Below are 23,420 nucleotides of genomic sequence, written 5' to 3' on the forward strand. Positions count from 1 at the left end.
CCTAGATGGTATCCTACCGCGACGGCCGCAACTCTACATCAGCACATTCGACTCGTTTCAAGGGACGGTAGCGCGGTTTTCATGGGGAGAGACTGATGCCGAGTAGAACGACAGTGGTGTCCGGCGCTCTCCGACGCCATCACACGACTGGTTGTCCCGGTAAGAATGCCGTTGTTCCGCTTGCCCCCCGGATCGGGAACCCCGCTTATCCGGCCTTGCGCACGAGGGTGCCGTCCGGAGCCTTCTCGAAATACTTCCCGTGCTCCCACCGGCCGATCATCTTCTTCTTCAGCGTGTCCTCGTCGAGCGGCTCCTTGTGCAGCCGAGCCCCGCGGTGGATCGAGTCCTTCAGGCCCGCCAAGATCTCGTCCAGCGGCCGCGTCCCGCCGACCGGCATCATCTCCGCCACCTCGGCCATGACCCGGTCCCAGAACTCCTCCGCGCGTATCCTGTCCAGGCGCCGCCGCATCTGCTCGTTCTCGGCCCGCAGCTTCAGCACCTCGGCGGCCTCCCGCGCCAGACGGACATTCTCCTCTCGTAGGTAATCGCATTCCGCCAGGGCGTCGTCGCGCATCTCGTCATTGGCTCGGAGCCTGGCCTCCAGCTTCATGCAGTCGTCCTCGAAGTGCTTCGTCTGGCTCGCCTGCGCGGACTCGACGACACTCTGGAACGTGGTCGTGCACCCGACGGATACCGTCTGGCACTTGAGCGACTTCGCTCACATCATCTGGCACTGGTAATGGAGACCTTCGACAATCCGTTACGCAAGTCGGAGCACTCGTTACACAGCATAGGTGTAACGGGGCGCTCTGTTACCGTACGAACCCAGCCCTGCAGGCCGATCCAAAGTTGGCCCGCACGTAACGGGTTCTCCACAGGCGGCCAGGAGATCAGTAACCACTACAAGCGACCGACTCTCGACAAGTGAATCCGAGTAGCGATCTCCTGGTCTCACGCACCAGGGGAGGCCCCTATGAACGCAGACCGTTTCGTTTCCAGCTTCGAGAACGGCGCCTACGGTCTCGCGGCCGGCCTCGCTGCCGCCCATGCTGCCGGCCTCGCCCGGGGTGACCGGTTGGTCGCCGAGGCCCGGGCTGCCGAGGAGGAGGCGGTGACCTCGGAGAACCTGGCGACCGTCGCCCGGGTCCTCCTGGAGCAGCGCCGGGAGCTCGCTGCGCTCCGGGCCGAGAACGCCCGCCTGAAGGGCGAGCTCGCCACCAGCCGCCGGGCTGATGCGGTCCGGGCCGTCGCGGTCGCCGCCCGCCGTACGAACGCCCGCCGCGCGTGACGTACGCGGCACCGGGGCCGCGTACGTACGGGGCTCCACGTGCTGACGGAATGCTTTCGCGTGCTGACGACGTGTGCACACGTGCGCACAGGGAAAGTCGCAACCCCTAAAATGCACGGGGACGCATTTTTCTTCGATGGCATCCAGACCTGAAAAAGCCCGCCCCGGGGTGACCGAGGCGGGCTTCGTTGCGTCAGGGATGCGGGGTGATCAGACGCCCTGGCAGGGCACGTACGAGGGGCTGTCGATCAGGTCCTGGATCGCGTCGCTGATGGCCTTGCGGCCCTCGGCCATGCGCTCGCGCTTCTCCGCGGTCATCTGGGCCATCTCGCGCTTGCCCTGCTCCCACTCCTCAAGCGTCGGGCACGGCGGCAGGGACGCCAGCGGCTTCATGCCGAGCATGTGGCGCCCGATCATCAAGGCGTCCCCGTTGGCGACGTTCATCAGGTCCATCCAGGGGAGGCCCCGGAGCCAAGCCTGCGCCGCCTCGTCGAGGGCGCGGAGATCGGGCTCCTCGTCCGTGAGCGTCCCCTGGGACAGGGCGAAACGCTGGGCGAGGGAGCCCCACTCCCTGGCGGCCTCGTCGGGGGTGATTGCCTTCTTGGGGGCCGGCGCGGCGGTCAGGGCGGCAGGCGATCCGACCGGGGCGGTCGCGGCCTCGGCCAGCGCGGCGGCCATGTCGGCGGAACCACCACCGGCGGGGGCGGCGCGGCGGGGAGCGGGGGTGATCGATTCGACGACCCAGCGGCCCGCCTTCCAGACGAGGCGGGTTGCGGTGACGGCCATCTCGGCGACGGCGGCGATGGCGGCGAGGATGTAGGCGAGAAGCTGACGGGCCACGGGTTGTCTCCTTGGTTGGTGGTGAGGGAATCGTGCCGCGCCGGCTCGAAAGGCACAGCGGGGAAATCCGCAAAAATGCGGATTTTTCTTCAGGCGGCGATCTTCGATGCCCGTGCCTCGGCGATTGCGGCGAGCCCGGCCTCGGTGAAGGCCGCCTCGATCTCGCGCTTGCCCTTCATGCGCTTGGGGGTTGCCCAGCCGAGCTCGATGGCGCGGACGGAGCCCCAGCCGTGCAGGTAGTTGTTGGTTACCGACGCGCCGAACGGCTTCGCCCACGAGCCGAGGATTGCCGGGCGTGCGTCGGCGGGCTCCGGCTCGCCGATCCTTTCGAGAAGGGCGCGTGCGTTGCCGACCGACAGTTCCCCCCAGAACACATTGAGGCCGACGGCGTGGAGCACGTGGCTGATCTTCGTGTGCTCCATGCTCCCGGCTAGGCGTTCCCAGCCGGCATCGGTCGCGAGATCGATGGCGTGGTGCCACATGCCCCCGTCGCAGTTTGAAGGCGCCCACACGGCCTTCAGCCCCGTGACCTCCTCGACCCTGCGCACGTACGGCAGGTCGGCGCAGGCCGGCGTCGATAGGAAAAGGTATGGGCGACCGCCCCGGTCGCGCCGGAGCGTCACCGGGAAGGCGATGCTCCGTGGTGCGAAGGGCACCGTCATGTCTCGCAGCGCGTACCCCATCGAGAGGGAGTAGAGGTTCGCGAGGCCGGCCTCGATCAGGGCGGCGTCCATCGGGGTACGACCCGGAACGACCCCCATGATCGAGGCGTCGACGAACGGCGTGATCTCGTCGTCGCGGCGATCCGGTTGCCGGACGACGGTCTCCGCCGGCTCCGGGGTTGGCTCTGTGACGCTGGCGAACAGGTCGAGTTGATTCGGATGCGGTCGCCGGGCCATCACGCGGCCTCCCCGAAGAGCTCGCGGCGCATGTTGTCGGGGATCTGCCGCCGGTGGACGTGGACGGCCCACAGGGCCTGGGACGCCTCGCACTGACCGAGCCGCGGCAGGCCGGAGAGGACGTGCCCCAACGCGGTGTGAGCCTTCGACCAGCCCGCATCGTTAGAAACCGTCGCCCAGTCGTCGTCCATGGCGGACAGGTGCTTCGTGGCCGAGTGGACGAGGAGTTGGATCGCCGGGTCAGCGGCCAGCGCCCACCACTTCTCCTTCCTCTCCGTCTGCGCCCGATCCGTGACCCGGGCGACCATCTCGTCGCAGGTCTCGACCAGGCGCCGGGCCATCTTGGCGGCCGACGCTGACGGCTGATCGCCCTCGGCGAAGATCGCGGTCGCCTTGTCCCGCTGCGACCGCGTCCACGCCCACGGCAGCGCCTTCATCCGGTCGCGCAGGAGGGAGACGGCGGCGAGGCGCTCCTCACCCTCCTGCGCCCACAGGCGAGCCATGTTCTCGGCCACCCGGGCCCGGCGTTCGGCCTCCTCGGCTGCGCGGCGTCCTTCTTCCTCGCGCGCGATCCCGTCGGCCCGGGCGAAGGCCGCCTCGAATCGGTCGTTCGACGGCGCGGGCTGCGGCTCCCAGCAGACCGGCTTGTCGTACTCGCCCTGGCGGTCGCCACCCCAGGAGAAGCCCAGCTCGCGCATCCCGTCGCGATCCGCCCGGTAGAGCCGGCTGTAGGAGCTCTCGTCACCGGCATCGGCGAGCCACAGGGTCTTGAGGCCGCCCTTGGTCTGGCGCTCCCCGACGCGGCGCCATGCCAGGCCGAGGGCACCGACGGGCAGGGCCTCGGTCAGGGGCGGGAGCGGGCGCTGGGCCGCCCCGTAGGCCGAGGCGCAGACGGCCCCGACGGCGACAAGGAGCAAGATGAGGGTGAGCATGGCGACCTCCGATGATCCGCAGATCAGAGTAGATTGCCATGAATTCCAAGGCCGACAAGGGCCGATGATTTATTATGGATTGTGGAATAAATCGAAATGCCAAAATAGTCCCTGATCATCCGTTACACATCTAGCGGATCAGCGGATCGCGGGTACATTCTCTCTTGTCACGTCGACAGGAGGGCCCGATGGTGGCTGACGATAGCCTCGAACGACCAGTAGTCCTCGGAGACGAAGCAATCGTCCGCATGCTCCTGGCCGAGTGCCGGGCTGCCGGTACCCAGGCGAAATGGGCGTCCGCGAACGGGGTCTCGCCTCAGTACGTGAGCGACGTCCTGAGGGGGCACCGGGTCCCCGGGGACAGGCTTCTCCGCCGCCTCGGTCTGCGACGCGAGATCACCTACGTCCCGGTCGACGAGGTGGTGTCGTGAGCCGCGGCAAGAGCCTCGCCACGGACGTTTGGATTCGCCCCAAACCCGAGACCGTCGCGCTGCTGTTGTCCCGCGAGGACGGGATGATTGCGGCTCGCGAGCGCTGGCACTGGTGCTCCGTGAACGTCCTTCTGGAGTTGGCGGCCGAGGGTCGCCAGACGCTCGGGCTCCCCCGCCCTGCGCGGGGGAGCAGGCCGCTCAAGACCCCCGGCCTCGCTGACGCCGTTGTCGCTGCCGTCGAGCGCCTCGCTAGCGTGCCGGCCGCGGCCGTCGAGACCGGGCTGTCGCAGGACAGCGTGCGCCGCGTGCTCCGCCAGCGCGGCCTGCCGATCCCCCGCGTGGACCGGGTCACCGCCGCCCGGCGCGCCGCCGAGGTCCGGCGCCAGAGGAGTGCAGCATGACGTCCGTCCGTAGCGAGTTCGTCACCGGCCTGCAGCGCCTCGACAAGGCGGCGACGAAGGCCCGGCTCATCACGGTCCGCGCGGCTGTCCACCGCCGGATCGACGAGCTCACTGACCCGGCCCTGAAGTGCGCGCTGATGGATGTCTCGGACTCGGTCGACCGCCTCCTCATGGAGACGTCGCGCATCAGCATCGAGCGCCTCGCGAACGGGCTCGCCGAGAGCCACGGCGAGCCGCCGCAGCCGTCCACTCTCCCCCGCGTCCCACCCAGAAGGAGCCAGCCGTGATCCATCGCGTAGGGTCCGCCTTCACCGTCGATTGCCTCGTCGAGGTCGAGCCGGGCCGCAGGGTCACCGTGTTCGCCCAAGGCACCGTCCCGGTCGAGGGCGACCTCCTGATCCTCCGGACGGAGCCCCCGCGGTGGCGGGCGGCCGAGGTCTACGCCGACGACACCGGCTGGCACGCCAAGGCGGTCCCGGCCCTCGGGCTCACCATCGCCGCCTGATCCGCCCCGCCGACGAGCCAGGCGACAGTGGCCACCGAGATCAGCGCAACTCCTTGGGAGACCACCATGAGCATTGAGAACACACGCAGGATCATCGCCGGCGAGATCGTCGCATCTGGCAACGTCGCCGCCCACGAGGTCGCCGAGCGCATCATGAAGCGCTTGGCGCGCGAGGGGCTGTTCGTCGTCGATGCCAGCCAGACCGAGGCGGTCGAGGCCCTCAAGAAGCTCGACTGCATCTTCGATTTCCCCACCGACGAGGCTGACGTGAAGGTCCTCGCCGAGCAGATCGGGATCGAGGACCCCACGGCCCTCACGGTCGCTTGCCTCGCCGTCCGGGAGGTCCTCGACGGTCCGAAGATCGCCGAGCAAGTCGCCTCCTACTACCGGCAGCCCGCAGCCGCCTGAGGCTGCCCCGTCGCGCGCCCGGCGGCAGGGGCGCTCCTCGATTCCCCCAGCAACCCCACACATGAAGGAGCGTCCCCATGCGGCGCGAGACCATGGACATCCAGACCAAGTTCCACGTCACCGGCACGAGGGCCGTCATCCACGCGGCGGTGCGCGCCGACCATGGTGGCTTATCGTCTGCGATAGAGCGGACCGACCGCATCCTGGCCGCTCTGGCCAAGGCCGACCTCATCATCGTGCCGAAGCCGACCGGCAACGCCGAGGCCGTTCGGGAGGCTGTCCGCACCGGCAACTGGACCGCCGTCTCGGAGAAGGATCTCCTGGCATGGCGTGAGGCCCCCGTGCAGGGGCTCGACATCGTCCTCGATGAGGAGGGTGAGCGAGCCATCAAGGCCGCGGCAGAAGCTCCCGTCCCACGTGGCATGGAGATCCTCGTCGCATCGGAGCGGCCGCACGGTCTCACCGACCGGGATCACGCCGTCCTGGACGCCGAGATGGTGATTGTCCGAGACATCAAGGCGGCAGTGCAAGGCTGCGCCCCCCACCGAGCCGAGGAGCTAGCCCACGAGATCACCCAGTCCCTCGCCAAGGCCGGGTTCGAGATCCGGTACGTGCCCCTCGACCTGGTCGATGACGTGGGGCCTCTTCAGCAGGTGTTCGCCGTCCGGATCGGCTGGCCGGAGTTCACGTCGAGCACCATCCTCGTTGAGGACGGAGCCGACGTCGCTACCGTGACCAAAGCGGCGAAGCTTCATGCGTTGAACGGGTATGGCAGCAAGGTAGACCGCGAGCGTTGGGTCGCCTTCAGCATGACCCAACGTCGCTTCCTGGCACCCGACGAGCCGGCGCCGTCAACGCTGATCGTGGGGCCCTACGAGGCCCTGGTGCGCGAATGCCGTACGCCTGAGCAGCCCAAGGAGGCCGCCGACGCCGATCTCAAACGCTACCAGGCGCGGTGGGAAAACGGCCTCCGAAACATCGTCACCATCCTGCACGGGCCCAGCTACTCGTTCGAGATCGACCAGATCGTCGAGGAGGTCCGCACGCTGACAGGCATCGTGTCCCGCCTTCCGGACGAGAGCCTCCGCCGGACGGAACACCACAGCTTCGGCGAGGACGATCCGTTCACGACCATCTCCGGGGACGCCTCGTCCGTGGAGCGCATCCTCGACCTGATCGAGAAGGGTGAGGCGGCGGTGAAGGCGGAGCGAGAGCCCGAGATCTCCATCTCACTCGGCGAGGACACCTTCTACCTGCAGGGCACACCCGAGGTCCGGAAGGAGCTGATGCAGTTCCTCCTGAAGGACATGGGTCGCTTCGCCAAGGCGGACGCCAATCTGGTGAGGGGGGCATCCTGATGCGGTCCTTCCTCACCCTCATCGCCGGCGGCCCGGGCAGGGTCGCCGTCTCCGCCGCGGGAATCGTGACCTGCGGCTTCATCCTCGACGGGCGCGGGGACGCCCTGCTGCGGGCGGTGTTCGTCACCGCGGTGTTGGGCTCCGCGTTCGTCCTGGCCTTCCTGACGCTGTGCTTCCTGGCGGCGGCGTGCGGGATCGACGTCGAGGGCGCGGTCGCCAAGCCCCAGCCGAAGGAGGCCGATCATGGCGAAGCGTGAACCACGGCTCAGCGTCTCGGTGACGGAAGGCGCCCGGGACGCCGATACCGGAAGGACGGCGTTCCGCATGGTCATCGTGCAAGCGTCGGGCGAGGCCGGCATCAACGCGGCACTGAAGCTCGTCGACGCCGTGACGGGCGTCCTCGACCGGCCCAAGCCGAAGGTGATCGGGCGTGGGTAGGATCGACCTGTTGACGTGGAGAGCCGAGACGGACGCGGTCGACAGGCTCGTGGACGGGCTCCTCGCCCGCGACGGGCGGGCCCAGGCCGAGGCGGTGGGCGCCATCCCCGACGACGACGGCGCCCACCGCCGGGTGTGGGAGCGCGCCCTGCTGCTGCTGTCCTGGCACGCCGCGCACGGGCCGGACTGAGCGCCCCATTCCCAAAACGGGAATCACCGGATCTGCGCTTGGTAACCACCTGTTAACCACTATTCGCCCCAGGGGTTGCAGGCGATCCGCGACCCTGCGAAGGTCTGGCATCGGGTTAACCTACCCAAACCGTCTTAACCAAGCTCCCAGGTGTCGATAGACTCCGCCCGGGACTTGGGGATTCCTTCGCGCATCGAGGCCGCCGGCCTCTGCGGGAGGAGCACATCCCATGACAATCATCTGTGGATTCGACGAGCCGACGACCGAAGACGAAGCCAAGAGCGTCATCCTGGATCGGGCGTGCGACGCCGCCAGGATCATGCACGCCAAGTGGCCCGGCGACCGCGTCAAGCAGGCCGACTACATGCTGCTGACGCTGTACCGGGCCTACGTCCTCGTGAACCTCGTGAAGGAGGAAGGCCGGGACGACCTGCGCATGTTCTACGTGAAGGGCCAGGGACGGTCGGACTCGATCCCTCAGGATTGGTTCATGGCCTACATCGCGGACGAGTGGACGCATACGGCGTGGCGCCTGGCGTACGGAGACAGTGAGGACGACGTGTTCGTCCGCAAGTGCCTTGTCGACAAGGACAAGGCCGCCTTCGACCGCCTGACGCAGTGGCTCACTCCGGCCGGCATGGCCCAGCGCATCAGCTTGAACGGCGACTACTCCGAGCATCCGGAACTCGCCGCCGTTCAGCACTACCACGACATCTTCATGGAGCATTCGGATGTCGAGGTCTGCGACCGTACAGTCGAGGTGAACTTCTAGCCCTCGCCGTCGTCCTCGGCCTCCAGCGCGGCGCCACGGACCTTCTCCTCGGGCTGGTCCGTGGTCGCCGCCAGGCGCTCCCGGATCTCCCCGAGGGTGACCGGCCTATAGCTCCACCGGTCGACCCCGACGTCGCAGGACTGCGAGGTGTCCGGGAGCAGGCCATGGGTATGCCCGAAAAGCTGGATGCTCCCCCTCCACGCGCCGACCCAGGCCCTCATCGGGTAGTGGCAGAGGATGACGCGCTGGCCCTCGATCCGGCGCGAGACGAGCTCGTGCTGCTCGTGCCATCCGAGGCTGGTCGTCTTCGTGCGGTCGTGATTCCCGCGAACGAGGTACTTGCGGCCCCGGAGGCGCTTGAAGAGCGCCGCGTACTGCTCCGGCGTGCCACCCATGCCGAAGTCGCCGAGGTGCCAGACCTCGTCGCGTGGGCCGACGACCGCGTTCCACGATTGCACGAGGAGCTCGTTGTGCTCGGCGATATCGACGAACGGCCTGTCGCTCATACGCAGGACGCCGGCGTGGAAAAAATGGGTGTCGGCGGTGAAAAAGGTCGTCATTTTGGCAGCCTCAAAGGGGGCTGCCGCGCACGCGGTCACGCCCCGGGATTAGGGATCTCGGCGAGGGGACGGCGGCGTATCGGTTTCACGGGTCTCTCCGGAGCGGCGAACCGTTTCCAAAACGGAAAGGGTTGGCGGTGGAATCGGTGTCGTAGCACGGGCCGGGTTAACGGGGCCTGGCCTGGGGGCATCAACGAAACTGTCCCCAACAGGATGATTCGACAGCTTCGGAAGCGGGTTAGACCATCAACGTCGGCCATGTTGCCCGAGCGTTAGATTTGTCGTTGGAGCCCCCCGCAGCTTTAGATCCGTCGGTCCGCCGTTAGCTTTGTCGGTCGGGCGGCCGGTCCGTGCCGAGGTCCACGAGGTAGGCCCGGCACCAGGGCACGTACTGGTTCGGGCCGCGCTTCCCCCACGCCTTCGGCCACCGGCACGTGACCGTCACGGCCAGCAGCACCGCGTCGAGCGAGGCGTTCGGCCCGAGGCGCGCGATCATCCTCTCGGTGCAGTAGTCCCCCCGCCGGCGCGGGCACCACAGGCAGGCCACCCGGACCCGCCGGTAGGGGAAGTCGCCCAGCCGAAGGATCACCGCCCCAGTCCTTGCTCCGCCGCGTTTGTTCTCTATCTGTTCCTGCGACGGAGGGTTGGCAATGCCTGATTACGCGGACATCCTGGATGCAGTGGCCGGCGAGGAACGCGACGCGATCCTGCGGGCCCTGGCGGAGGACATGCTGGAGGTGAGGTCGACGCGGCGGCCCGGGCTGGTGAAGGCCGAGCGGCCGGCGGACCTAGCGAGGGCGCTGGGGCGGGACCGGCGGCGGGCGCGTCCCGTGCGGCTGGCATCCTGATCCCGGGTGGGATCACCGGCTGCCGGTGATACCGGGTGGGATCATCCACAGGCGTCGCGACGGGGGCGGACGGGGGCGGGACGGAACGGGGGCGGATCGCGAGGTCCCGCCCCAAATCCGCCCCGGAACGAAAAAGCCCCGGCGTCCAGGCCAGGGCTTCGCGTCTAAGTCGTTGAATTCTTTGGTAGCGGGAGAGGGACTCGAACCCCCGACACGAGGATTATGATTCCTCTGCTCTAACCAACTGAGCTACCCCGCCATGTCGTCGCCGCTGCGGATGGACCGGAGCAGCGGCGAGATCGGCGGAATAAGGAATCCGCCTTGCGGTGTCAACGGGGTTTTGGCGGCCGCGGCACCCGAGCTCGTCACTCAGAGCTGCGTGCCGAAGATTTCGGCCACCTGCGGGATGTCCTTGTCGCCCCGGCCCGAGAGGTTGAGCACCATGAGGTGGTCGGCCGGCTTCGTAGGCGCGATCTCGAACACCTTGGCGAGGGCGTGGGCGGGCTCCAGGGCCGGGATGATGCCCTCTAGCAGCGAGCACAGCTTGAACGCCTCCAGGGTCTCCGCATCCGTCGCGGAGAGGTAGGTGACGCGCTTGGCCTCGTGCAGCCAGGCGTGCTCGGGGCCGATGCCCGGATAGTCGAGGCCCGCCGAGATGGAATGGGCGTCGGCGATCTGGCCGTCGCCGTCCTGCAGGAGGTAGGTGCGGTTGCCGTGGAGCACGCCGGGCTTGCCGCCCGACAGGGAGGCGGCATGGAGGCCCGAGGCGATGCCGTGGCCGGCGGCCTCGACCCCGTAGATCTCGACGCTCGAATCGTCGAGGAACGGGTGGAACAGACCCATGGCGTTGGAGCCGCCGCCGATGCAGGCGATGAGCGAATCGGGCAGGCGCCCCTCCATCGCCAGCATCTGCTCCTTGGTCTCGCGACCGATGATCGACTGGAAGTCGCGTACCATGGCCGGGTACGGGTGCGGGCCGGCCACGGTGCCGATGCAGTAGAACGTGTCGGCGACGTTGGTGACCCAGTCGCGCAGGGCCTCGTTCATGGCGTCCTTGAGGGTCTTCGTCCCGGACTGGACCGGGATCACCTCGGCGCCGAGCATCTTCATGCGAAACACGTTGGGGGCCTGACGCGCCACGTCGACGGCGCCCATGTAGACCACGCACTTCAGGCCGAACCGGGCGCACAGGGTGGCGGTGGCGACACCGTGCTGGCCGGCGCCCGTCTCGGCGATGATGCGCGGCTTGCCCATGCGGCGCGCCAGCATGATCTGGCCGAGCACGTTGTTCACCTTGTGCGAGCCGGTGTGGTTCAGTTCCTCGCGCTTGAAGAACACCCGGGCGCCGTGGCCGGGGGCCGCCTTGGCGCGCAGGTGCTCGGTGAGGCGCTCGGCCTCGTAGAGCGGGCTCGGGCGGCCGACGTAGTGGGTCAGGTGGCTGTCCATCTCAGCCTGGAAGGCCGGGTCGGCCTTGGCGGCTTCGTAGGCCGCCTCTAGGTCGAGGATCAGCGGCATCAGGGTCTCGGCCACGAAGCGTCCGCCGAAGAGGCCGAAGCGCCCGCGGGCGTCCGGGCCGTTGCGGAACGAGTTCGGAGGGGGAGCGAGGGTCACGGGCGGCGTCCTTGGATGATCTGGCATGCGGCCTGGGGTTGGGCGGCCTGGGCAGATGCGGCGACGGGACGGTCCGCCCTGCGGGGCGGTCTCGGCCATGCCGTTCGCCTGCGGTGAGACAAGGGCCTGATCTAGACCCGCATGCGGGGGGCGACAATGCGGCCAACCCGCCGTTTCCCGAATTCGGGCGTCGGATGTCAGGCCGCCGCCACCGTACGGTTGGCCCGCGCTGCCGCGATGAAGGCGGCGATCCGGCTGGAATCCTTCTCTCCGGGGCGGCTCTCGACACCGGACGACACGTCGACGGCCCGCAGGCCCGTGCGGGCGAGGGCATCGCCGACGGTCTCCGGGGTGAGGCCACCCGACAGCATGGTGCCCTCCGGCAGATCCGCCCCGGCGAGAAGCGCCCAGTCGAAGGCGTGGCCGTTGCCGCCCGGCAGGGCCGCGCCGGGCGGCGCCTTGGCGTCGAGGAGGATGCGGTCGGCCGCGTGCGCGTAGGCCTGGACCGCGGCGAGATCGGCCCGTGTCGCGATGCCGAGCGCCTTCAACACCGGACGCCCGATCAGGCGGCGGATGGCGGCGACGCGCTCCGGCGTTTCGCACCCGTGGAGCTGGACCCAGTCGGGGTCGGTGACGGCGATCACCGATGCGAGGAGGGCGTCGTCGGGATCGACGAGGAGGACGACGCGCCCCGCCCTGCCCCGGGCCTGCTCCGACAGGAGTCCGGCCAAGGGAAGATCGACGTGGCGCGGGCTCTTCGGGAAATGCACGAAGCCGACGAGATCGGCCCCGGCGTCGAGGGCCGCCGCGAGGGTCGGCCCGGTGCTCAGTCCGCAGATCTTGACGGCGATGGCGGACATCGGTGTTTCAGCGCGGGGCCGGCAGGGCGACGCGGTCGGACGGACCGCGCGACAGGCCGTGAAGTCCGTCGCCCGTCGGATTCGGCACGGCGGTGCGCAGGCGGGCGGTCTCGCCCTCGAGGCGGCGGATTTCGCGGCGGCGCTCGGCGCTGGTGCGACGGGTGCCGGACTGGCCGAGCCAGGCGCCGCAGCCACCGAGCAGCACACCGGCGCCGACGGCGATGAACAGGATCGCGTAGAGCGGCAGGGTCACGCTGAAGACCGGAAGGTCGGGCGAGAACGGGTCGAACGACAGGCGCACCGCGTCCCGGTTCGCCACCGCCAGGGCGACGACGACGACCGCCACGGGGAGCAGGACCAAACCCTTGAAGAAGCGGATCATCGAAGCACTCCGATCGAATCTGTGGTCTCGCGGCTCACGAAGCGGCGGCGGTGGCGGTCTCTTCCGCACCGATGCCGGCTTCGTTGAGACGCAGGCGCATCTCCTTGCCGGTCTTGAACACCGGGATGGCCTTCTCGGAAACGGCAACGGCCGCACCCGTGCGCGGGTTGCGCCCGCGCCGCGCATCCCGCCGCTTCACCGAGAAGGCGCCAAAGCCCCGCAACTCGACCCGGTCGCCCCGGGCCAAAGCGTCCGCGATGGTGTCGAGGATCGCGTTGACCAGGGTCTCGACGTCGCGCTGGTAGAGATGGGGGTTCTGCTCGGCGATCCTGAGCACGAGCTCCGACTTGATCATGCTGCGGCCTTCACGACGTCATGAACAGGTTTCAGCGGGTGGCATCGGCGGGACCGGGCCGCCAGACGGCCAGGAGACCGCCCTGAGCCGCGTTCGCCGTCTCGTCGCCGACTTGGCGCAGGCGGACCGCGAGGCCGTCCAGACCCACGAGGTCGGCGCCGAGGCCGAGGGCCGACCAGAGCTGGAAATCGCTCTTGGCTTTCGGCTTCCAGTCGAGGACAGGCAGGTTCTTGGCGACGCCGCGCTCGGATTCGAGCCAAGCGATGGCCTGCCGCTCGCCGCCGACGCCGTCGATGAGCTTGAGGGGCACGCTCTGGCGGCCACTGAACACCCGCCCGTCGGAGACGGTGGCGAGCTCCTTGTCGGTCATCTTGCGGCGCTCGGAGACGAGGCCCTTGAACCAGGCATAGGTGTCGCCGACGACGGCGGCGAGGGCCGCGCGCGCCTCCGGCGAAGTCGGCGTGAAACCCGACGGCTCGGCCTTGAGGGGGGCGGATTTGACCGATTCGACCTTCACCCCGACCTTGTCGAGGAGGCCGGACAGGTCGGGATACTGGAACAGCACGCCGATGGAGCCGACGAGCGCCGTCTCGCGGGCGACGATGTGGTCGGCTGCGATGGCGGCGATGTAGGCACCCGACGCGGCGGTGCCGTCGACGAAGGCCACCATGGGCTTCTTCTCGGCGAGCGCCCTGAGGTTGCGATAGAGCTCTTCGGAGCCCGTGGTGGTACCGCCGGGCGACGAGATCGAGACCACGACACCCTGGACGGCACCGGCGTCGCGGACACGCTCGATGAGCTTGGTGGTGGCCTCGGCGCCGGCGATGAATCCGCCGATGGAGATCCGGGCGATCTGCGGTTTGACCGCCCCGAAGCCGAGGGGCTCGGTGCCGCTGCGGACCCGCAGACCCACGGCGCCGACGGCGAGAACGAGACCGCCGATTCCCACCACCCGCCACAGGGAGAGCTTGCGGCGCAGGCGCCGGCGATCGATCAGGAGTTCGGCGTCAGCGGCCATGCGATGGTTCGCTCCCTCGCGCACCGACCGTTCCCGGCCGTGATGGGTTGTCCGGGCTGCGCGCAGCCCGGCTTCGCCGCGGTTCGCGGCGGTTCCCGAACCCTGTGCCACCCGTCGCCGGATGGCCTCAAGCCCTTGCCCCGCCTTACATCCTCGGCGTGGGTGTTCTAGCCTTGCCCGCCGGGGACCGGCAAGGGGGCACGAAGGGGGCAGGCCGGAAGAATTCCCAAGTCTTCGCATCGCAGCGCGACAGTCCTCTGGGGAATGCGGCACTGCAAGACGTGAAAACGCCCGCGCAGGGTGAGTCCCCGCGCGGGCGTTTTCAGTTCTGGCCCTCGGGATCCGTAAAAAATCCCGAGGTCATTGCGTCGCGAGGATTGTTAGTCCTGGGCGTCGTCCTTGTCGTCGCTGGTGCGGGCCTTCTTGAAGGCCGCGCCCAGGATCTCGCCGAGCGAGGCCCCGGAATCGGCGGAGCCGAACTGGGCCATCGCCTCCTTCTCCTCGGCCATTTCAAGGGCCTTGATGGAGAGCTGGACCCGGCGCGCCTTGCGGTCGAACTGGATCACGCGGGCGTCGAACTTCTCGCCGGCGGCGAAGCGCTCGGGGCGCTGGTCGCCACGGTCGCGGGCGAGCTCGGCCCGGCGGATGAAGGTGGTGAGGTCGGTGTCGACGATCTTCACGTCGACGCCCGAATCCTTCACTTCCGTCACTTCGCAGGTCACGATCTGACCCTTCTTGAGCTCGCCGGCCTCGGTGAAGGGGTCGCCGCCGAGCTGCTTCACGCCGAGCGAGATGCGCTCCTTCTCGACATCGACGTCGAGGACCTGGGCGCGCAGCATGTCGCCCTTCTTGAACTCCTCGATGACCTGCTCGCCGGGACGGTTCCAGTCGAGATCCGACAGGTGGACCATGCCGTCGACATCGCCGTCGAGACCGATGAACAGGCCGAACTCGGTCTTGTTCTTGACCTCGCCCTCGACCTCGGAGCCGACCGGATGCTGCTCGGCGAAAGCCTCCCAGGGGTTCTGGAGGGTCTGCTTGAGGCCGAGCGAGATGCGGCGCTTGACGGGATCGACCTCGAGGATCTGCACTTCCACTTCCTGCGAAGTGGAGACGATCTTGCCCGGGTGGACGTTCTTCTTCGTCCAGGACATCTCGGAGACGTGGATCAGGCCCTCGATCCCCGGCTCCAGCTCCACGAAGGCGCCGTAATCGGTGATGTTGGTGACACGGCCCTTGAGCTTGGCGTCGACGGGGTAGCGCTGGGCGATGCCCTCCCACGGATCGGCAAGCAGCTGCTTGATGCCGAGCGAGATGCGGTGGGTCTCGTGGTTGATCTTGATGATCTTGACCTTGACCGTCTGGCCGATGGTCACGACCTCGGACGGATGGTTCACGCGGCGCCACGCCATGTCGGTGACGTGGAGCAGGCCGTCGATGCCGCCGAGATCGACAAAGGCGCCGTACTCGGTGATGTTCTTGACGACGCCGTCGATGACCTGACCCTCTTCAAGGTTGGCCACGAGCTCGGAGCGCTGCTCGGCACGGCTCTCTTCGAGGACGGTGCGGCGCGACACGACGATGTTGCCGCGACGGCGATCCATCTTGAGGATCTGGAACGGCTGGGGCGTGCCGAGCAGGGGCGTGACGTCGCGCACGGGACGGATGTCGACCTGGGAGCGCGGCAGGAACGCCACGGCGCCGTCGAGGTCGACGGTGTAGCCGCCCTTAACCTGGTTGAAGATCGCGCCGGTGACCCGCTCGTTGGCCTCGAAGGCCTTCTCGAGCTTGACCCAGCTCTCTTCGCGGCGCGCCTTGTCGCGCGAGATGACGGCCTCGCCGAGCGCATTCTCGATGCGGTCGACATAAACCTCGACCTCGTCGCCGACGGCGAGATCACCTTCGCGGCCCGGGCCGTTGAATTCCTTGAGGGCGACACGGCCTTCCGTCTTGGCGCCGATGTCGATGACGGCCACGTCCTTCTCGATCGCGACGACGCGACCCTTGACGACGGAGCCTTCGGTGATCTCGTGCTCGAGGAAGCTTTCCTCGAGGAGAGCCGCGAAATCGTCGCGGCTCGGGTTACGCTGCAGGGCGCTACCAGCGGTCATTCTGTCTCCTGACAGGCCTCATCGGAGGCCGGCGTCGGCGGTTCGTGTGACGGGGCACCCTCGGCGATCGCCGCCCGCGATCCCTTGAGGACCGGACGGGCTCACCCCCCTGGGGAGGGCCGACGCATTCTGAAACAATGGTCGAGGGCCATTCCCCAATGGGCCGAAGCGGTGCGAAAACACGCCCGCGCCTCGTCGATTCCAATCGGAGAACGGCGGTTGCATACCGGATCGCGCCGCTCACGGCAAGACTGAGCGTCCGCAAGATCGGGCATCCGCAAGGCCGAGCGTCCGTCCCGAAGGAGGGTGGCGACGCTCACGTCGGGGCCCGGCCCAGCCGGCGCGTGTTGCGCAGCCAGACGGCGGAGGCCACGGCCAGGGGTTCGAGGGGCAGCATCACCGGTCCGTGCCGCTTGCCGAGCAGTTCGATGCCGGTGAAGCGCACCTCGCGGATGGTGAGCCAGGCTCCGAACGGAAAGGTGGCGTCTGTCCCTTCCAGGGGGCCGAAGCAGTCCTCGAACGCGAGGGGATCGACCATGATCTGGTCGTAGCGCGAAAGGTGGTCCGCCATGGAGACCTTGGAGCGGAACAGCACCCGATCCCGGTGGAACGAGGAGAAGCACGGCTCGAATTCGGTCAGGGTCACCCAGAGCTTGCCGCCGATGCGCAGGTAGGGTGGATTCGGGCCGGCGGCCCCGAAGTTCGCCGGGCTCCACCCCGCATCCGCCATCAGGGACTCGGCCAGGGTCAACGGTTCGGAGGCAATGGCATCGGCAGCCGGTCCGGCGTCGTCCGAAGACAGATCGAAACCCGGGATATCGCGCGGATCGGGCGCGGTTCCCATCTCCTGTCCGGTGCCCTGCGCGGTCATCGTATGCCCTGAAAATCCGCCCTCGCCCATCGCGGGGAGGCAATATTGCGCATTTTTTCAAGGTTGGCGACCGCGGATCGAGGGCGATCTTTCACTATCGTGCCGTTCGGCGGCGTCGGAAGGGTAGAAGCGGCAGGGATCGAAACAGAAGATCCGCGCCGAAGCTCCGGCGCGGATCGGGGCGGCCGAGGGAGAGACTCAATCCTCGTCGTCGTCCTCGTTGGTGTTGCGCATGCCCTTGAGCTTGGCGAAGACCGAATCGGCGTTGAGCTTCTCGTCGCGCACGGAGCGGTGATGCTCGTCGGTCTCGGTGTAGTCCGTGGCCGTGGAGACCTCCGTCGGCAGGAGGGTGGCGCCGCCATCGGCGGGAAGCGCGGCGGGCCGGTCCTTGGCCGAGCGCTGGACCTCGAAGTCCAGGTCGATCTGCGTGCAAAGGCCGAGCGTCACCGGGTCCATGGGCTGGAGCGAGGCCGAGTTCCAGTGGGTGCGCTCGCGGATCTGCTGGATCGTCGACTTGGTGGTGCCGACGAGCCGGATGACCTGCGCATCCTTGAGCTCGGGGTGATTGCGCAGAAGCCAGAGGATGGCGTTGGGCCGATCCTGGCGGCGCGACAGCGGGGTGTAGCGCGGGCCCTTCGTGGTCCGCTTGACCTCGGGCAGCTTCACCTTCGAGACGGCGACCTTGAGCTTGTAGTTCGGCACCTTCTGGGCGCGCTCGATCTCGTCGCGAGTGAGCTGGCCCGTGGTGATCGGGTCCAGGCCCTTGATCCCGGCCGCGACCTCGCCGTCGGCAATGCCCTTCACTTCCAGGGGGTGCAGCTTGCAGAACTCGGCGATCTGCTCGAAGGCCAGCGAGGTGTTCTCCACCAGCCAGACGGCGGTGGCCTTCGGCATCAACGGGCCTTGGGTCATCGGGCAACTCCAACGGTTGGGGCGGGACGGGCGTCGGGGCGCCGCCGACGTGGCGCCGCTCGCTCCGGCCTGGGACTGGCCGGCAGCATCCCGTCTCAACGCTGCAATAGGGAAGTTGCGTCTATACAGGCTGCGGAGGGGAATGCGCAATTGCGATCACTCGCCTGGCGCCCCTCCCCGCCCGGTCTTTCAGGTGAACAGGCTCGACACGCTCGATTCGGTCGCCGTCCGGCCGATGGCCTCGCCCAGCAGCGGCGCGATGGTGGCCACCCGGATGTTGCGGGCGAGCTTGACGGCCTGCGTCGGCTGGATCGAGTCGGTGATGACCAGCTCCTTCATCCGCGAGGCGGCGATGCGCGAGACCGCGCCGCCCGAGAGCACCCCGTGGGTGATGTAGGCCGAGACGTCCTTGGCGCCGGCATTGAGCAGGGCTTCGGCCGCGTTCACCAGGGTGCCGCCGGAATCGACGATGTCGTCGACGAGGATGCAGGAGCGGCCCTCGACCTCGCCGATGATGTTCATCACCTCCGATTCGCCGGGGCGCTCGCGGCGCTTGTCGACGATGGCGAGCGTCGCGTCGATGCGCTTGGCGATGGCGCGGGCGCGCACAACGCCGCCCACATCCGGCGAGACCACCATCCAGTCCTTGGGGTCGAGCCGTTCCTTGATGTCGCGCACCTTCACGGGGGCGGCGAACAGGTTGTCGGTGGGGATGTCGAAGAAGCCCTGGATCTGGCCGGCGTGGAGATCGAGGGTCATCACCCGGTCGGCGCCGGCCTCGGTGATGAGGTTGGCAACCAGCTTGGCCGAGATCGGGGTCCGGCCGGACGTGCGCCGATCCTGCCTCGCATAGCCGAAATACGGGATCACGGCGGTGATGCGCCGGGCCGACGAGCGCCGGGCCGCGTCGATCATGATGAGCAGTTCCATCAGGTGATCGTTGGCGGGAAACGAGGTCGACTGCACGATGAAGACATCCTCGCCGCGGACGTTCTCCTGCAGTTCGACGAAGATTTCCATGTCGGCGAAGCGCCGGACCATGCACTTGGCCAGCGGCAGTTCGAGATAGGCCGCGATGGCCTCGGCCAGGGGGCGGCTGGCATTGCCGGCAATGATCTTGATCGAGGATTTCATGCCGAGGCCTTCATCTCGCGATCCTTCGCCCACCGAGCCCGTTGAACCAGGGTCACAAACCAAATTGTTGAAATCGGGAGCCGTTTGCTGGCGCGGTCCATACCAGTCGACGGGGGGGCGTCACAATGCTTTCACGCACTCTGCCCCCCACGCCCTGCACAGATCAGGGCTCGAGCAGGCGGTGCAGGTGCACGATGAAGTAGCGCGTCTGGGCGCTGTCGACCGTGGATTGCGCCTTCGATTTCCAGGCGATCTGAGCCGAGGCGTAGTCAGGAAAGATGCCGACGATGTCGAGGCCCTTCACGTCGCGAAAATTCACGCCGTCGAGGCTCTCCAGTTCGCCGCCGAAGACGAGGTGGAGCTTCTGGGGGCTGTCGATCGTCGTGGTCATCGCGGCTCCTTCGCGTCTGGCGACCTGCCTCAGGCATGGGCCGTGCCGCGGTTCGCAAACGCCGCCCGGTTCGTCAACCCACGGGCGGGCATGAGCTCACGGGCGTCCATGACCTCACGGGCGTCCATGACCTCGCGGGTGTGCATGTCCCCGTGGGTGTCCATGGCCGCGTCGCGCCGACGGGCTCCTCACCCCTCGAACAGGGAGCCCTGGACGACGGGCTTTGCTGCGGGCTTTCGCGGCGCACGCTTGGCCCGCGCCGGGGGCTGAGCGCCCTCCCCGCCGCCCGGCGTGGCGTCGGCGGTCTCGGCCCGTGCCGCCAGGGTGCCGTCGGCGAATTCGAGGGTGAAGCGCCCGGCCCCCGAGGCGGCGGCCATGGAGCGGAGGGCCGCGCCGGACCCATCGCGGACCAGGGCGAAGCCGCGTGCCAGCACGGCACGGTAGCTCAGGGAGCCGAGAAGGCTCGTCAGGGTCGCGAGGCGGTCGCGGCGGCGCTCGGTCAGACGGGCCCCGGCACGGTCCAGGCGATCGCGGAGGGCGACGAGGCGGTCACGCCCCCTCGCCTGCTCCGCACCCGCCCGTGCCAGGGTGGCATCCCGGGCGACGACGAGGCGGCGGCCGAGATAGACCAGGGACTCGGCTTTGCGGGTGGTGCCGTGGCGCAAGGCCGCGCCGGGCCGGTCCCCGAGGCGGGCGAGGCGCCCGCGTGCCGTCGCCAGGGCCAGGGTCGGCGGATGGCGCACGAAGCGCTCCACGAGGCGCGATACCCGGAGACGGTGGACCCGGGCGTTGCCGGCGAGCGCCGGCCCCAGGCGGGCCTCGGCCAGATCCAGGCGCTGGCGCTTGCCCGCCAGGAAGGCATCGACGCCCGGCATCGCCCTGACAAGGGCGCGCAGGTCGCTGCCCTCCCGATCGAGCTTGCGCTCCACGGCCTCGCGCTGGCGCCGGCCGAGGTCGGCGACTTCGGAGAGAAGGTCGGCGCGGACCGGCACCGCCATCTCGGCGGCCCCCGTGGGGGTGGGGGCCCGGCGGTCGGAGACGAAATCGATGAGGGTGGTGTCGGTCTCGTGGCCCACCGCCGAGATCAAGGGAATCGTCGAAGCGGCGGCGGCGCGCACCACTGCCTCCTCGTTGAAGGCCCACAGGTCCTCGATGGAGCCGCCGCCGCGCGCCACGATGAGCAGGTCGGGGCGCGGGATCGCGCCGCCGGGGGGCAGCGCGTCGAAACCCCGGATGGCGGCGGCGATCTCGTCGGCCGCCCCCTCCCCCTGGACCCGGACGGGCCAGACCAGGACGGGCCTGGGAAACCGGTCGGCGAGGCGGTGGAGGATGTCGCGGATGACGGCGCCCGTGGGCGAGGTCACGATGCCGATCACGCGCGGCAGGTAGGGGATCGGACGCTTGCGCTCGGGCGCGAACAGACCTTCGGCGGCGAGTACGCGCTTGCGCTCCTCCAGCAGCGCCATCCAGGCGCCGATGCCGGCGGGCTCCAGGGTCTCGATGACGATCTGGTACGAGGATTTTCCGGGGAACGTCGTGATCCGGCCGGTTGCGACGACCTCCAGACCCTCCTGCGGCTTCTGACGCAGGCGCGCAAAAGTGCCTTTCCACACCACGGCGTCGATGCGGGCGGTCCCGTCCTTGAGGGAGAAGTAGGCGTGGCCCGATCCGTGCTGACCGCGAAAACCCGAGATCTCGCCGCGCAGACGGACATGCCCGAACGCGTCTTCCAACGTCCGCTTCAGAGCGGAGGCGAGGTCGCCGACGGACCATTCTGGAACGTTCGACACCGGCACGGAGCCGGTCTTCACAGTGGCGGAAGGCGGAGGAGGTACGGCCATGGCGCCGGACGCTAGTGCCGGGCGCCGGGGAGGTAAAGGGCGCGCGGTGAACCGGCCCTACAGCAGGACCGACAGGAGCAGCGCGACGCAAAATGTCGGAAGCGCACCGACCGCAACCGCCCAATACCAAGCTGGTGCGTGGTGCGGTCGGGCATTGTCGTTGCTGGCCCGCATCGGCATGCGCCCGCGAACGACGTACTTCGCGGCGCCGATACCCCGAAGCCCGGGGGAGGCCGCCGAATACGAAACGGATTTGCGACAGCCTGGCATGATCCCATTGTAACGCGTTGACTGGCGATTTGTTCCCGGGGGTTCGGCATGACACGCACCCCAGCTTCGCGTGGTGCGGCCGTCCCGTGCAAAGCCGGTCGCTGCACCGGATTATGCCTTTTCAAGACCGGTGTTTTGGGGAAGAGCTTGAGCCCATGAACATCCTCCTCATCGGCTCCGGGGGGCGCGAGCATGCCCTCGCCTACGCGCTGACCAAGAGCCCGCTCTGCGACCGCCTGTTTTCCGCGCCGGGCAACCCCGGGACGGCGGCCTTCGGCGAGAATCGGCCGGACCTCCACGTGGCCGACCCTGCGGCGGTCTGTGAGTTCTGCACCGTCCATGCCATCGGCCTCGTGGTGATCGGGCCGGAGGTGCCCCTGGTGGCCGGGCTCGTCGACGAACTCACGGCGACGGGCATCCGCGCGTTCGGGCCGACGAAGGCCGCAGCGCGGCTCGAAGGCTCGAAGGGCTTCACCAAGGACCTGTGCGCCGAGTACGGCATCCCCACCGCCGCCTTTGCGCGGTTCACCGAACTCGCACCGGCCCTGGCCTACCTCGAGGAGCGCGGCGCGCCCATCGTGGTGAAGGCCGACGGCCTGGCCGCCGGCAAGGGCGTGGTGGTGGCCGAGACCCTCGATCAGGCGCGGGCCGCCGTGCGGGCCATGTTGGACGAGCCCGGCGCCGAGATCGTCATCGAGGAATGCCTGTTCGGCGAGGAGGCGAGCTTCTTCGCCCTGTGCGACGGCACCCGCGCGGTGCCCGTGGGCACGGCCCAGGACCACAAGCGCGTGTTCGACGGGGATCGCGGTCCCAACACCGGCGGCATGGGAGCGTATTCGCCGGCCACCATCCTGACCCCGGCCCTGGAGCGGACGGTGATGGAAACCATCATCGCTCCGACGCTCGCCGGCATGCGCGCGCGGGGCACGCCCTTCACCGGCATCCTCTATGCCGGCCTCATGCTCACGGCAGACGGTCCCAAGCTCATCGAATACAACACCCGCTTCGGCGATCCCGAGGCTCAGGTGTTGATGCCGCGTCTGGTCGGCGACCTCGTCCCGGCCCTCATCGCGGCCTGCGACGGCGACGTGTCCGGGGTCGAGATACCGTTCGACGAGGGCCGCGCGGCGCTCACCGTGGTGATGGCGGCGGCGGGCTATCCCGGCGCGGTGATGCGCGGCTCGGTGATCCGGGGCGTCGCCGAGGCGGCCGCCGACGCCGACGTGATCGTGTTCCAGGCCGGCACCCGCGCCGAGAACGGGCAGTTGCTCGCCGATGGCGGCCGGGTGCTCACGGTGACGGCGCTCGGCGCCAGCATGATGGAGGCCCAAGCCCGGGCCTACGCCGCCATCGCCCGGATCGACTGGCCGGAGGGCTTCTGCCGCCGGGACATCGGTCGGCGCGCCGTGGCCCGGGAGGTCGCCGGCGGGGGCATCTAGAGCCGCGCCCGATTCAGCCGATTTCGGGACGGCACGATCTTTCCAGCCAATCGGCGGATGGGCCGAGCGCCGCCGGCCGCGCCCTTGGAATGGCGAACGGGTACGCGGCTTCCGAGTGAGGGGCTTGTTCCGAACGAGCGGCTTGGCCCCCTCCAGACGTGGCGACACCCCGAGGATGTCTCCTCGGGGTGCGCTTCGACGAAAGCGGCCAGGTGATCGGGGCTGGGGACGCTCAGGCCGAACCTAAAAGCCCCGCAGGTCCTAGTACGAGCCGAACTTGTAGTTCAGGCCGGCGCGGACGACGGCGAACTCGGTGTCGCGGACCTGACGGCCACCGCTGGCCAGGACGACGCCC

30 protein-coding genes, 1 tRNA gene and 1 pseudogene are annotated in these 23,420 nt (G+C 68.7%); 12 read left to right on the forward strand and 20 right to left on the reverse strand.

Features of this window, described 5'->3' with window-relative positions; genetic code table 11:
• Positions 1 to 205: 205 nt before the first annotated feature.
• Entirely contained in the window at positions 206 to 610 is a 405-nt protein-coding gene (locus tag ASF28_RS22780; RefSeq protein WP_157085675.1) for a hypothetical protein, read from the reverse strand.
• Between the two features lie 363 nt (positions 611 to 973).
• Here ASF28_RS22780 and ASF28_RS20200 point away from each other — a divergent pair, with 363 nt between their 5' ends.
• A complete protein-coding gene (locus tag ASF28_RS20200) occupies positions 974 to 1,288 on the forward strand; it encodes a hypothetical protein (protein WP_056097041.1) in 315 nt (104 codons plus the stop codon).
• A 210-nt stretch (positions 1,289 to 1,498) separates the two neighbouring features.
• Here the strand turns inward: ASF28_RS20200 and ASF28_RS20205 are convergent, their stop codons facing one another.
• The 3 genes from ASF28_RS20205 to ASF28_RS20215 all read right to left on the reverse strand — a co-directional run bounded on the left by ASF28_RS20205 (position 1,499) and on the right by ASF28_RS20215 (position 3,959).
• Complete coding sequence (locus ASF28_RS20205; protein WP_056097044.1) at positions 1,499 to 2,128, reverse strand: hypothetical protein; 630 nt, start codon at positions 2,126 to 2,128, stop codon at positions 1,499 to 1,501.
• 89 nt (positions 2,129 to 2,217) lie between these two features.
• Complete coding sequence (locus ASF28_RS20210) at positions 2,218 to 3,027, reverse strand: hypothetical protein (protein WP_056097047.1); 810 nt, start codon at positions 3,025 to 3,027, stop codon at positions 2,218 to 2,220.
• On the reverse strand, positions 3,027 to 3,959 hold the full coding sequence (locus ASF28_RS20215; RefSeq protein WP_056097050.1) for a hypothetical protein: 933 nt from the start codon (positions 3,957 to 3,959) through the stop codon (positions 3,027 to 3,029). Before ASF28_RS20215 ends, ASF28_RS20210 begins: the two co-directional genes overlap by 1 nt.
• 427 nt (positions 3,960 to 4,386) lie before the next feature.
• Between ASF28_RS20215 and ASF28_RS20225 the strand changes: the two genes are divergently transcribed.
• From ASF28_RS20225 to ASF28_RS20260, 9 genes are all read left to right on the forward strand, one after another.
• Positions 4,387 to 4,791 (forward strand): hypothetical protein, encoded by a 405-nt coding sequence (locus tag ASF28_RS20225; protein WP_056097054.1) that lies wholly within the window; start codon positions 4,387 to 4,389, stop codon positions 4,789 to 4,791.
• Positions 4,788 to 5,078: a hypothetical protein gene (locus ASF28_RS20230; RefSeq protein WP_056097056.1), complete on the forward strand. Its 291-nt coding sequence runs from the start codon at positions 4,788 to 4,790 to the stop codon at positions 5,076 to 5,078. The genes ASF28_RS20225 and ASF28_RS20230 overlap by 4 nt, the downstream gene beginning before the upstream one ends.
• Positions 5,075 to 5,296 carry a hypothetical protein gene (locus ASF28_RS20235; protein WP_056097059.1) on the forward strand — a complete coding sequence of 74 codons (222 nt, stop codon included), beginning with the start codon at positions 5,075 to 5,077 and terminating at the stop codon, positions 5,294 to 5,296. The genes ASF28_RS20230 and ASF28_RS20235 overlap by 4 nt, the downstream gene beginning before the upstream one ends.
• 66 nt (positions 5,297 to 5,362) lie before the next feature.
• Complete coding sequence (locus tag ASF28_RS20240) at positions 5,363 to 5,704, forward strand: hypothetical protein (protein ID WP_056097062.1); 342 nt, start codon at positions 5,363 to 5,365, stop codon at positions 5,702 to 5,704.
• Positions 5,705 to 5,781: 77 nt separating this feature from the next.
• Entirely contained in the window at positions 5,782 to 7,062 is a 1,281-nt protein-coding gene (locus ASF28_RS20245) for a hypothetical protein (protein WP_056097065.1), read from the forward strand.
• Entirely contained in the window at positions 7,062 to 7,319 is a 258-nt protein-coding gene (locus ASF28_RS20250; RefSeq protein WP_056097068.1) for a hypothetical protein, read from the forward strand. Before ASF28_RS20245 ends, ASF28_RS20250 begins: the two co-directional genes overlap by 1 nt.
• A complete protein-coding gene (locus ASF28_RS22785; protein WP_056500594.1) occupies positions 7,306 to 7,500 on the forward strand; it encodes a hypothetical protein in 195 nt (64 codons plus the stop codon). Before ASF28_RS20250 ends, ASF28_RS22785 begins: the two co-directional genes overlap by 14 nt.
• Before the next feature lie 10 nt (positions 7,501 to 7,510).
• On the forward strand, positions 7,511 to 7,690 hold the full coding sequence (locus tag ASF28_RS20255; RefSeq protein ID WP_156384043.1) for a hypothetical protein: 180 nt from the start codon (positions 7,511 to 7,513) through the stop codon (positions 7,688 to 7,690).
• Between the two features lie 229 nt (positions 7,691 to 7,919).
• Positions 7,920 to 8,462, forward strand: coding sequence for a hypothetical protein (locus ASF28_RS20260; RefSeq protein ID WP_056097074.1), 543 nt, complete (start codon positions 7,920 to 7,922; stop codon positions 8,460 to 8,462).
• Here ASF28_RS20260 and ASF28_RS20265 read toward each other — a convergent pair.
• Both ASF28_RS20265 and ASF28_RS20270 read right to left on the reverse strand, forming a co-directional pair.
• The gene (locus tag ASF28_RS20265) at positions 8,459 to 9,022 is read right to left on the reverse strand and encodes a metallophosphoesterase family protein (RefSeq protein WP_056097078.1); all 564 of its coding nucleotides are present in this window, start codon (positions 9,020 to 9,022) and stop codon (positions 8,459 to 8,461) included. The genes ASF28_RS20260 and ASF28_RS20265 overlap by 4 nt on opposite strands.
• A gap of 322 nt (positions 9,023 to 9,344) precedes the next feature.
• Complete coding sequence (locus ASF28_RS20270) at positions 9,345 to 9,611, reverse strand: hypothetical protein (RefSeq protein ID WP_056097081.1); 267 nt, start codon at positions 9,609 to 9,611, stop codon at positions 9,345 to 9,347.
• Between the two features lie 61 nt (positions 9,612 to 9,672).
• Here ASF28_RS20270 and ASF28_RS20275 point away from each other — a divergent pair, with 61 nt between their 5' ends.
• Positions 9,673 to 9,870 (forward strand): hypothetical protein, encoded by a 198-nt coding sequence (locus ASF28_RS20275; protein WP_056097086.1) that lies wholly within the window; start codon positions 9,673 to 9,675, stop codon positions 9,868 to 9,870.
• 182 nt (positions 9,871 to 10,052) lie between these two features.
• Here ASF28_RS20275 and ASF28_RS20280 read toward each other — a convergent pair.
• The 13 genes from ASF28_RS20280 to xseA form a co-directional block, all read right to left on the reverse strand.
• Positions 10,053 to 10,129 (reverse strand) — tRNA-Met (locus ASF28_RS20280).
• A 110-nt stretch (positions 10,130 to 10,239) separates the two neighbouring features.
• Positions 10,240 to 11,481 (reverse strand): tryptophan synthase subunit beta, encoded by a 1,242-nt coding sequence (gene trpB / locus ASF28_RS20285; RefSeq protein ID WP_056097088.1) that lies wholly within the window; start codon positions 11,479 to 11,481, stop codon positions 10,240 to 10,242.
• 197 nt (positions 11,482 to 11,678) lie between these two features.
• Positions 11,679 to 12,341, reverse strand: coding sequence for a phosphoribosylanthranilate isomerase (locus tag ASF28_RS20290; protein WP_056097091.1), 663 nt, complete (start codon positions 12,339 to 12,341; stop codon positions 11,679 to 11,681).
• 7 nt (positions 12,342 to 12,348) lie between these two features.
• Positions 12,349 to 12,723, reverse strand: coding sequence for a LapA family protein (locus tag ASF28_RS20295; RefSeq protein WP_056097096.1), 375 nt, complete (start codon positions 12,721 to 12,723; stop codon positions 12,349 to 12,351).
• Positions 12,724 to 12,757: 34 nt separating this feature from the next.
• Positions 12,758 to 13,078: an integration host factor subunit beta gene (gene ihfB / locus ASF28_RS20300; protein WP_056097099.1), complete on the reverse strand. Its 321-nt coding sequence runs from the start codon at positions 13,076 to 13,078 to the stop codon at positions 12,758 to 12,760.
• A gap of 31 nt (positions 13,079 to 13,109) precedes the next feature.
• On the reverse strand, positions 13,110 to 14,096 hold the full coding sequence (gene sppA, locus ASF28_RS20305; protein ID WP_056097102.1) for a signal peptide peptidase SppA: 987 nt from the start codon (positions 14,094 to 14,096) through the stop codon (positions 13,110 to 13,112).
• Positions 14,097 to 14,476: 380 nt separating this feature from the next.
• Positions 14,477 to 16,207: a 30S ribosomal protein S1 gene (gene rpsA / locus ASF28_RS20310; protein WP_056097109.1), complete on the reverse strand. Its 1,731-nt coding sequence runs from the start codon at positions 16,205 to 16,207 to the stop codon at positions 14,477 to 14,479.
• Between the two features lie 316 nt (positions 16,208 to 16,523).
• Entirely contained in the window at positions 16,524 to 17,051 is a 528-nt protein-coding gene (locus tag ASF28_RS20315) for a hypothetical protein (protein ID WP_244475095.1), read from the reverse strand.
• A gap of 225 nt (positions 17,052 to 17,276) precedes the next feature.
• Entirely contained in the window at positions 17,277 to 17,990 is a 714-nt protein-coding gene (locus ASF28_RS20320) for a DUF1013 domain-containing protein (protein ID WP_056097110.1), read from the reverse strand.
• A gap of 189 nt (positions 17,991 to 18,179) precedes the next feature.
• Complete coding sequence (locus ASF28_RS20325; protein WP_056097113.1) at positions 18,180 to 19,124, reverse strand: ribose-phosphate pyrophosphokinase; 945 nt, start codon at positions 19,122 to 19,124, stop codon at positions 18,180 to 18,182.
• Positions 19,125 to 19,287: 163 nt separating this feature from the next.
• Positions 19,288 to 19,515, reverse strand: coding sequence for a DUF4170 domain-containing protein (locus tag ASF28_RS20330; RefSeq protein ID WP_056097114.1), 228 nt, complete (start codon positions 19,513 to 19,515; stop codon positions 19,288 to 19,290).
• Between the two features lie 29 nt (positions 19,516 to 19,544).
• Entirely contained in the window at positions 19,545 to 19,679 is a 135-nt protein-coding gene (locus ASF28_RS23635) for a hypothetical protein (RefSeq protein ID WP_274533145.1), read from the reverse strand.
• A gap of 24 nt (positions 19,680 to 19,703) precedes the next feature.
• Positions 19,704 to 21,356, reverse strand: a complete 1,653-nt coding sequence (gene xseA, locus ASF28_RS20335) for an exodeoxyribonuclease VII large subunit (RefSeq protein WP_056097116.1) — start codon at positions 21,354 to 21,356, stop codon at positions 19,704 to 19,706.
• A gap of 425 nt (positions 21,357 to 21,781) precedes the next feature.
• Here xseA and purD point away from each other — a divergent pair, with 425 nt between their 5' ends.
• Positions 21,782 to 23,065, forward strand: coding sequence for a phosphoribosylamine--glycine ligase (gene purD / locus ASF28_RS20340; protein ID WP_056097118.1), 1,284 nt, complete (start codon positions 21,782 to 21,784; stop codon positions 23,063 to 23,065).
• 261 nt (positions 23,066 to 23,326) lie between these two features.
• On the opposite strand, the pseudogene ASF28_RS23495 reads toward purD, so the two are convergent.
• Positions 23,327 to 23,420, reverse strand: a pseudogene (locus tag ASF28_RS23495) (porin family protein); the annotation flags it as partial.

Source organism: Methylobacterium sp. Leaf99, assembly GCF_001422375.1.
Lineage (GTDB): Bacteria > Pseudomonadota > Alphaproteobacteria > Rhizobiales > Beijerinckiaceae > Methylobacterium.

Coding starts and splice junctions, on each gene's coding strand:
- ASF28_RS20200 (WP_056097041.1), top strand. CDS start 974: ATGAACGCAGACCGTTTCGTTTCCAGCTTCGAGAACGGCGCCTACGGT.
- ihfB (WP_056097099.1), bottom strand. CDS start 13,078: ATGATCAAGTCGGAGCTCGTGCTCAGGATCGCCGAGCAGAACCCCCAT.
- ASF28_RS20325 (WP_056097113.1), bottom strand. CDS start 19,124: ATGAAATCCTCGATCAAGATCATTGCCGGCAATGCCAGCCGCCCCCTG.
- ASF28_RS20210 (WP_056097047.1), bottom strand. CDS start 3,027: ATGGCCCGGCGACCGCATCCGAATCAACTCGACCTGTTCGCCAGCGTC.
- ASF28_RS20275 (WP_056097086.1), top strand. CDS start 9,673: ATGCCTGATTACGCGGACATCCTGGATGCAGTGGCCGGCGAGGAACGC.
- ASF28_RS22780 (WP_157085675.1), bottom strand. CDS start 610: ATGAAGCTGGAGGCCAGGCTCCGAGCCAATGACGAGATGCGCGACGAC.
- ASF28_RS20315 (WP_244475095.1), bottom strand. CDS start 17,051: ATGGGAACCGCGCCCGATCCGCGCGATATCCCGGGTTTCGATCTGTCT.
- ASF28_RS20290 (WP_056097091.1), bottom strand. CDS start 12,341: ATGTCCGCCATCGCCGTCAAGATCTGCGGACTGAGCACCGGGCCGACC.
- purD (WP_056097118.1), top strand. CDS start 21,782: ATGAACATCCTCCTCATCGGCTCCGGGGGGCGCGAGCATGCCCTCGCC.
- ASF28_RS22785 (WP_056500594.1), top strand. CDS start 7,306: ATGGCGAAGCGTGAACCACGGCTCAGCGTCTCGGTGACGGAAGGCGCC.
- xseA (WP_056097116.1), bottom strand. CDS start 21,356: ATGGCCGTACCTCCTCCGCCTTCCGCCACTGTGAAGACCGGCTCCGTG.
- ASF28_RS23635 (WP_274533145.1), bottom strand. CDS start 19,679: ATGGACACCCACGGGGACATGCACACCCGCGAGGTCATGGACGCCCGT.
- ASF28_RS20250 (WP_056097068.1), top strand. CDS start 7,062: ATGCGGTCCTTCCTCACCCTCATCGCCGGCGGCCCGGGCAGGGTCGCC.
- sppA (WP_056097102.1), bottom strand. CDS start 14,096: ATGGCCGCTGACGCCGAACTCCTGATCGATCGCCGGCGCCTGCGCCGC.
- ASF28_RS20320 (WP_056097110.1), bottom strand. CDS start 17,990: ATGACCCAAGGCCCGTTGATGCCGAAGGCCACCGCCGTCTGGCTGGTG.
- rpsA (WP_056097109.1), bottom strand. CDS start 16,207: ATGACCGCTGGTAGCGCCCTGCAGCGTAACCCGAGCCGCGACGATTTC.
- ASF28_RS20265 (WP_056097078.1), bottom strand. CDS start 9,022: ATGACGACCTTTTTCACCGCCGACACCCATTTTTTCCACGCCGGCGTC.
- ASF28_RS20230 (WP_056097056.1), top strand. CDS start 4,788: ATGACGTCCGTCCGTAGCGAGTTCGTCACCGGCCTGCAGCGCCTCGAC.
- ASF28_RS20240 (WP_056097062.1), top strand. CDS start 5,363: ATGAGCATTGAGAACACACGCAGGATCATCGCCGGCGAGATCGTCGCA.
- ASF28_RS20260 (WP_056097074.1), top strand. CDS start 7,920: ATGACAATCATCTGTGGATTCGACGAGCCGACGACCGAAGACGAAGCC.
- ASF28_RS20215 (WP_056097050.1), bottom strand. CDS start 3,959: ATGCTCACCCTCATCTTGCTCCTTGTCGCCGTCGGGGCCGTCTGCGCC.
- ASF28_RS20330 (WP_056097114.1), bottom strand. CDS start 19,515: ATGACCACGACGATCGACAGCCCCCAGAAGCTCCACCTCGTCTTCGGC.
- ASF28_RS20245 (WP_056097065.1), top strand. CDS start 5,782: ATGCGGCGCGAGACCATGGACATCCAGACCAAGTTCCACGTCACCGGC.
- ASF28_RS20295 (WP_056097096.1), bottom strand. CDS start 12,723: ATGATCCGCTTCTTCAAGGGTTTGGTCCTGCTCCCCGTGGCGGTCGTC.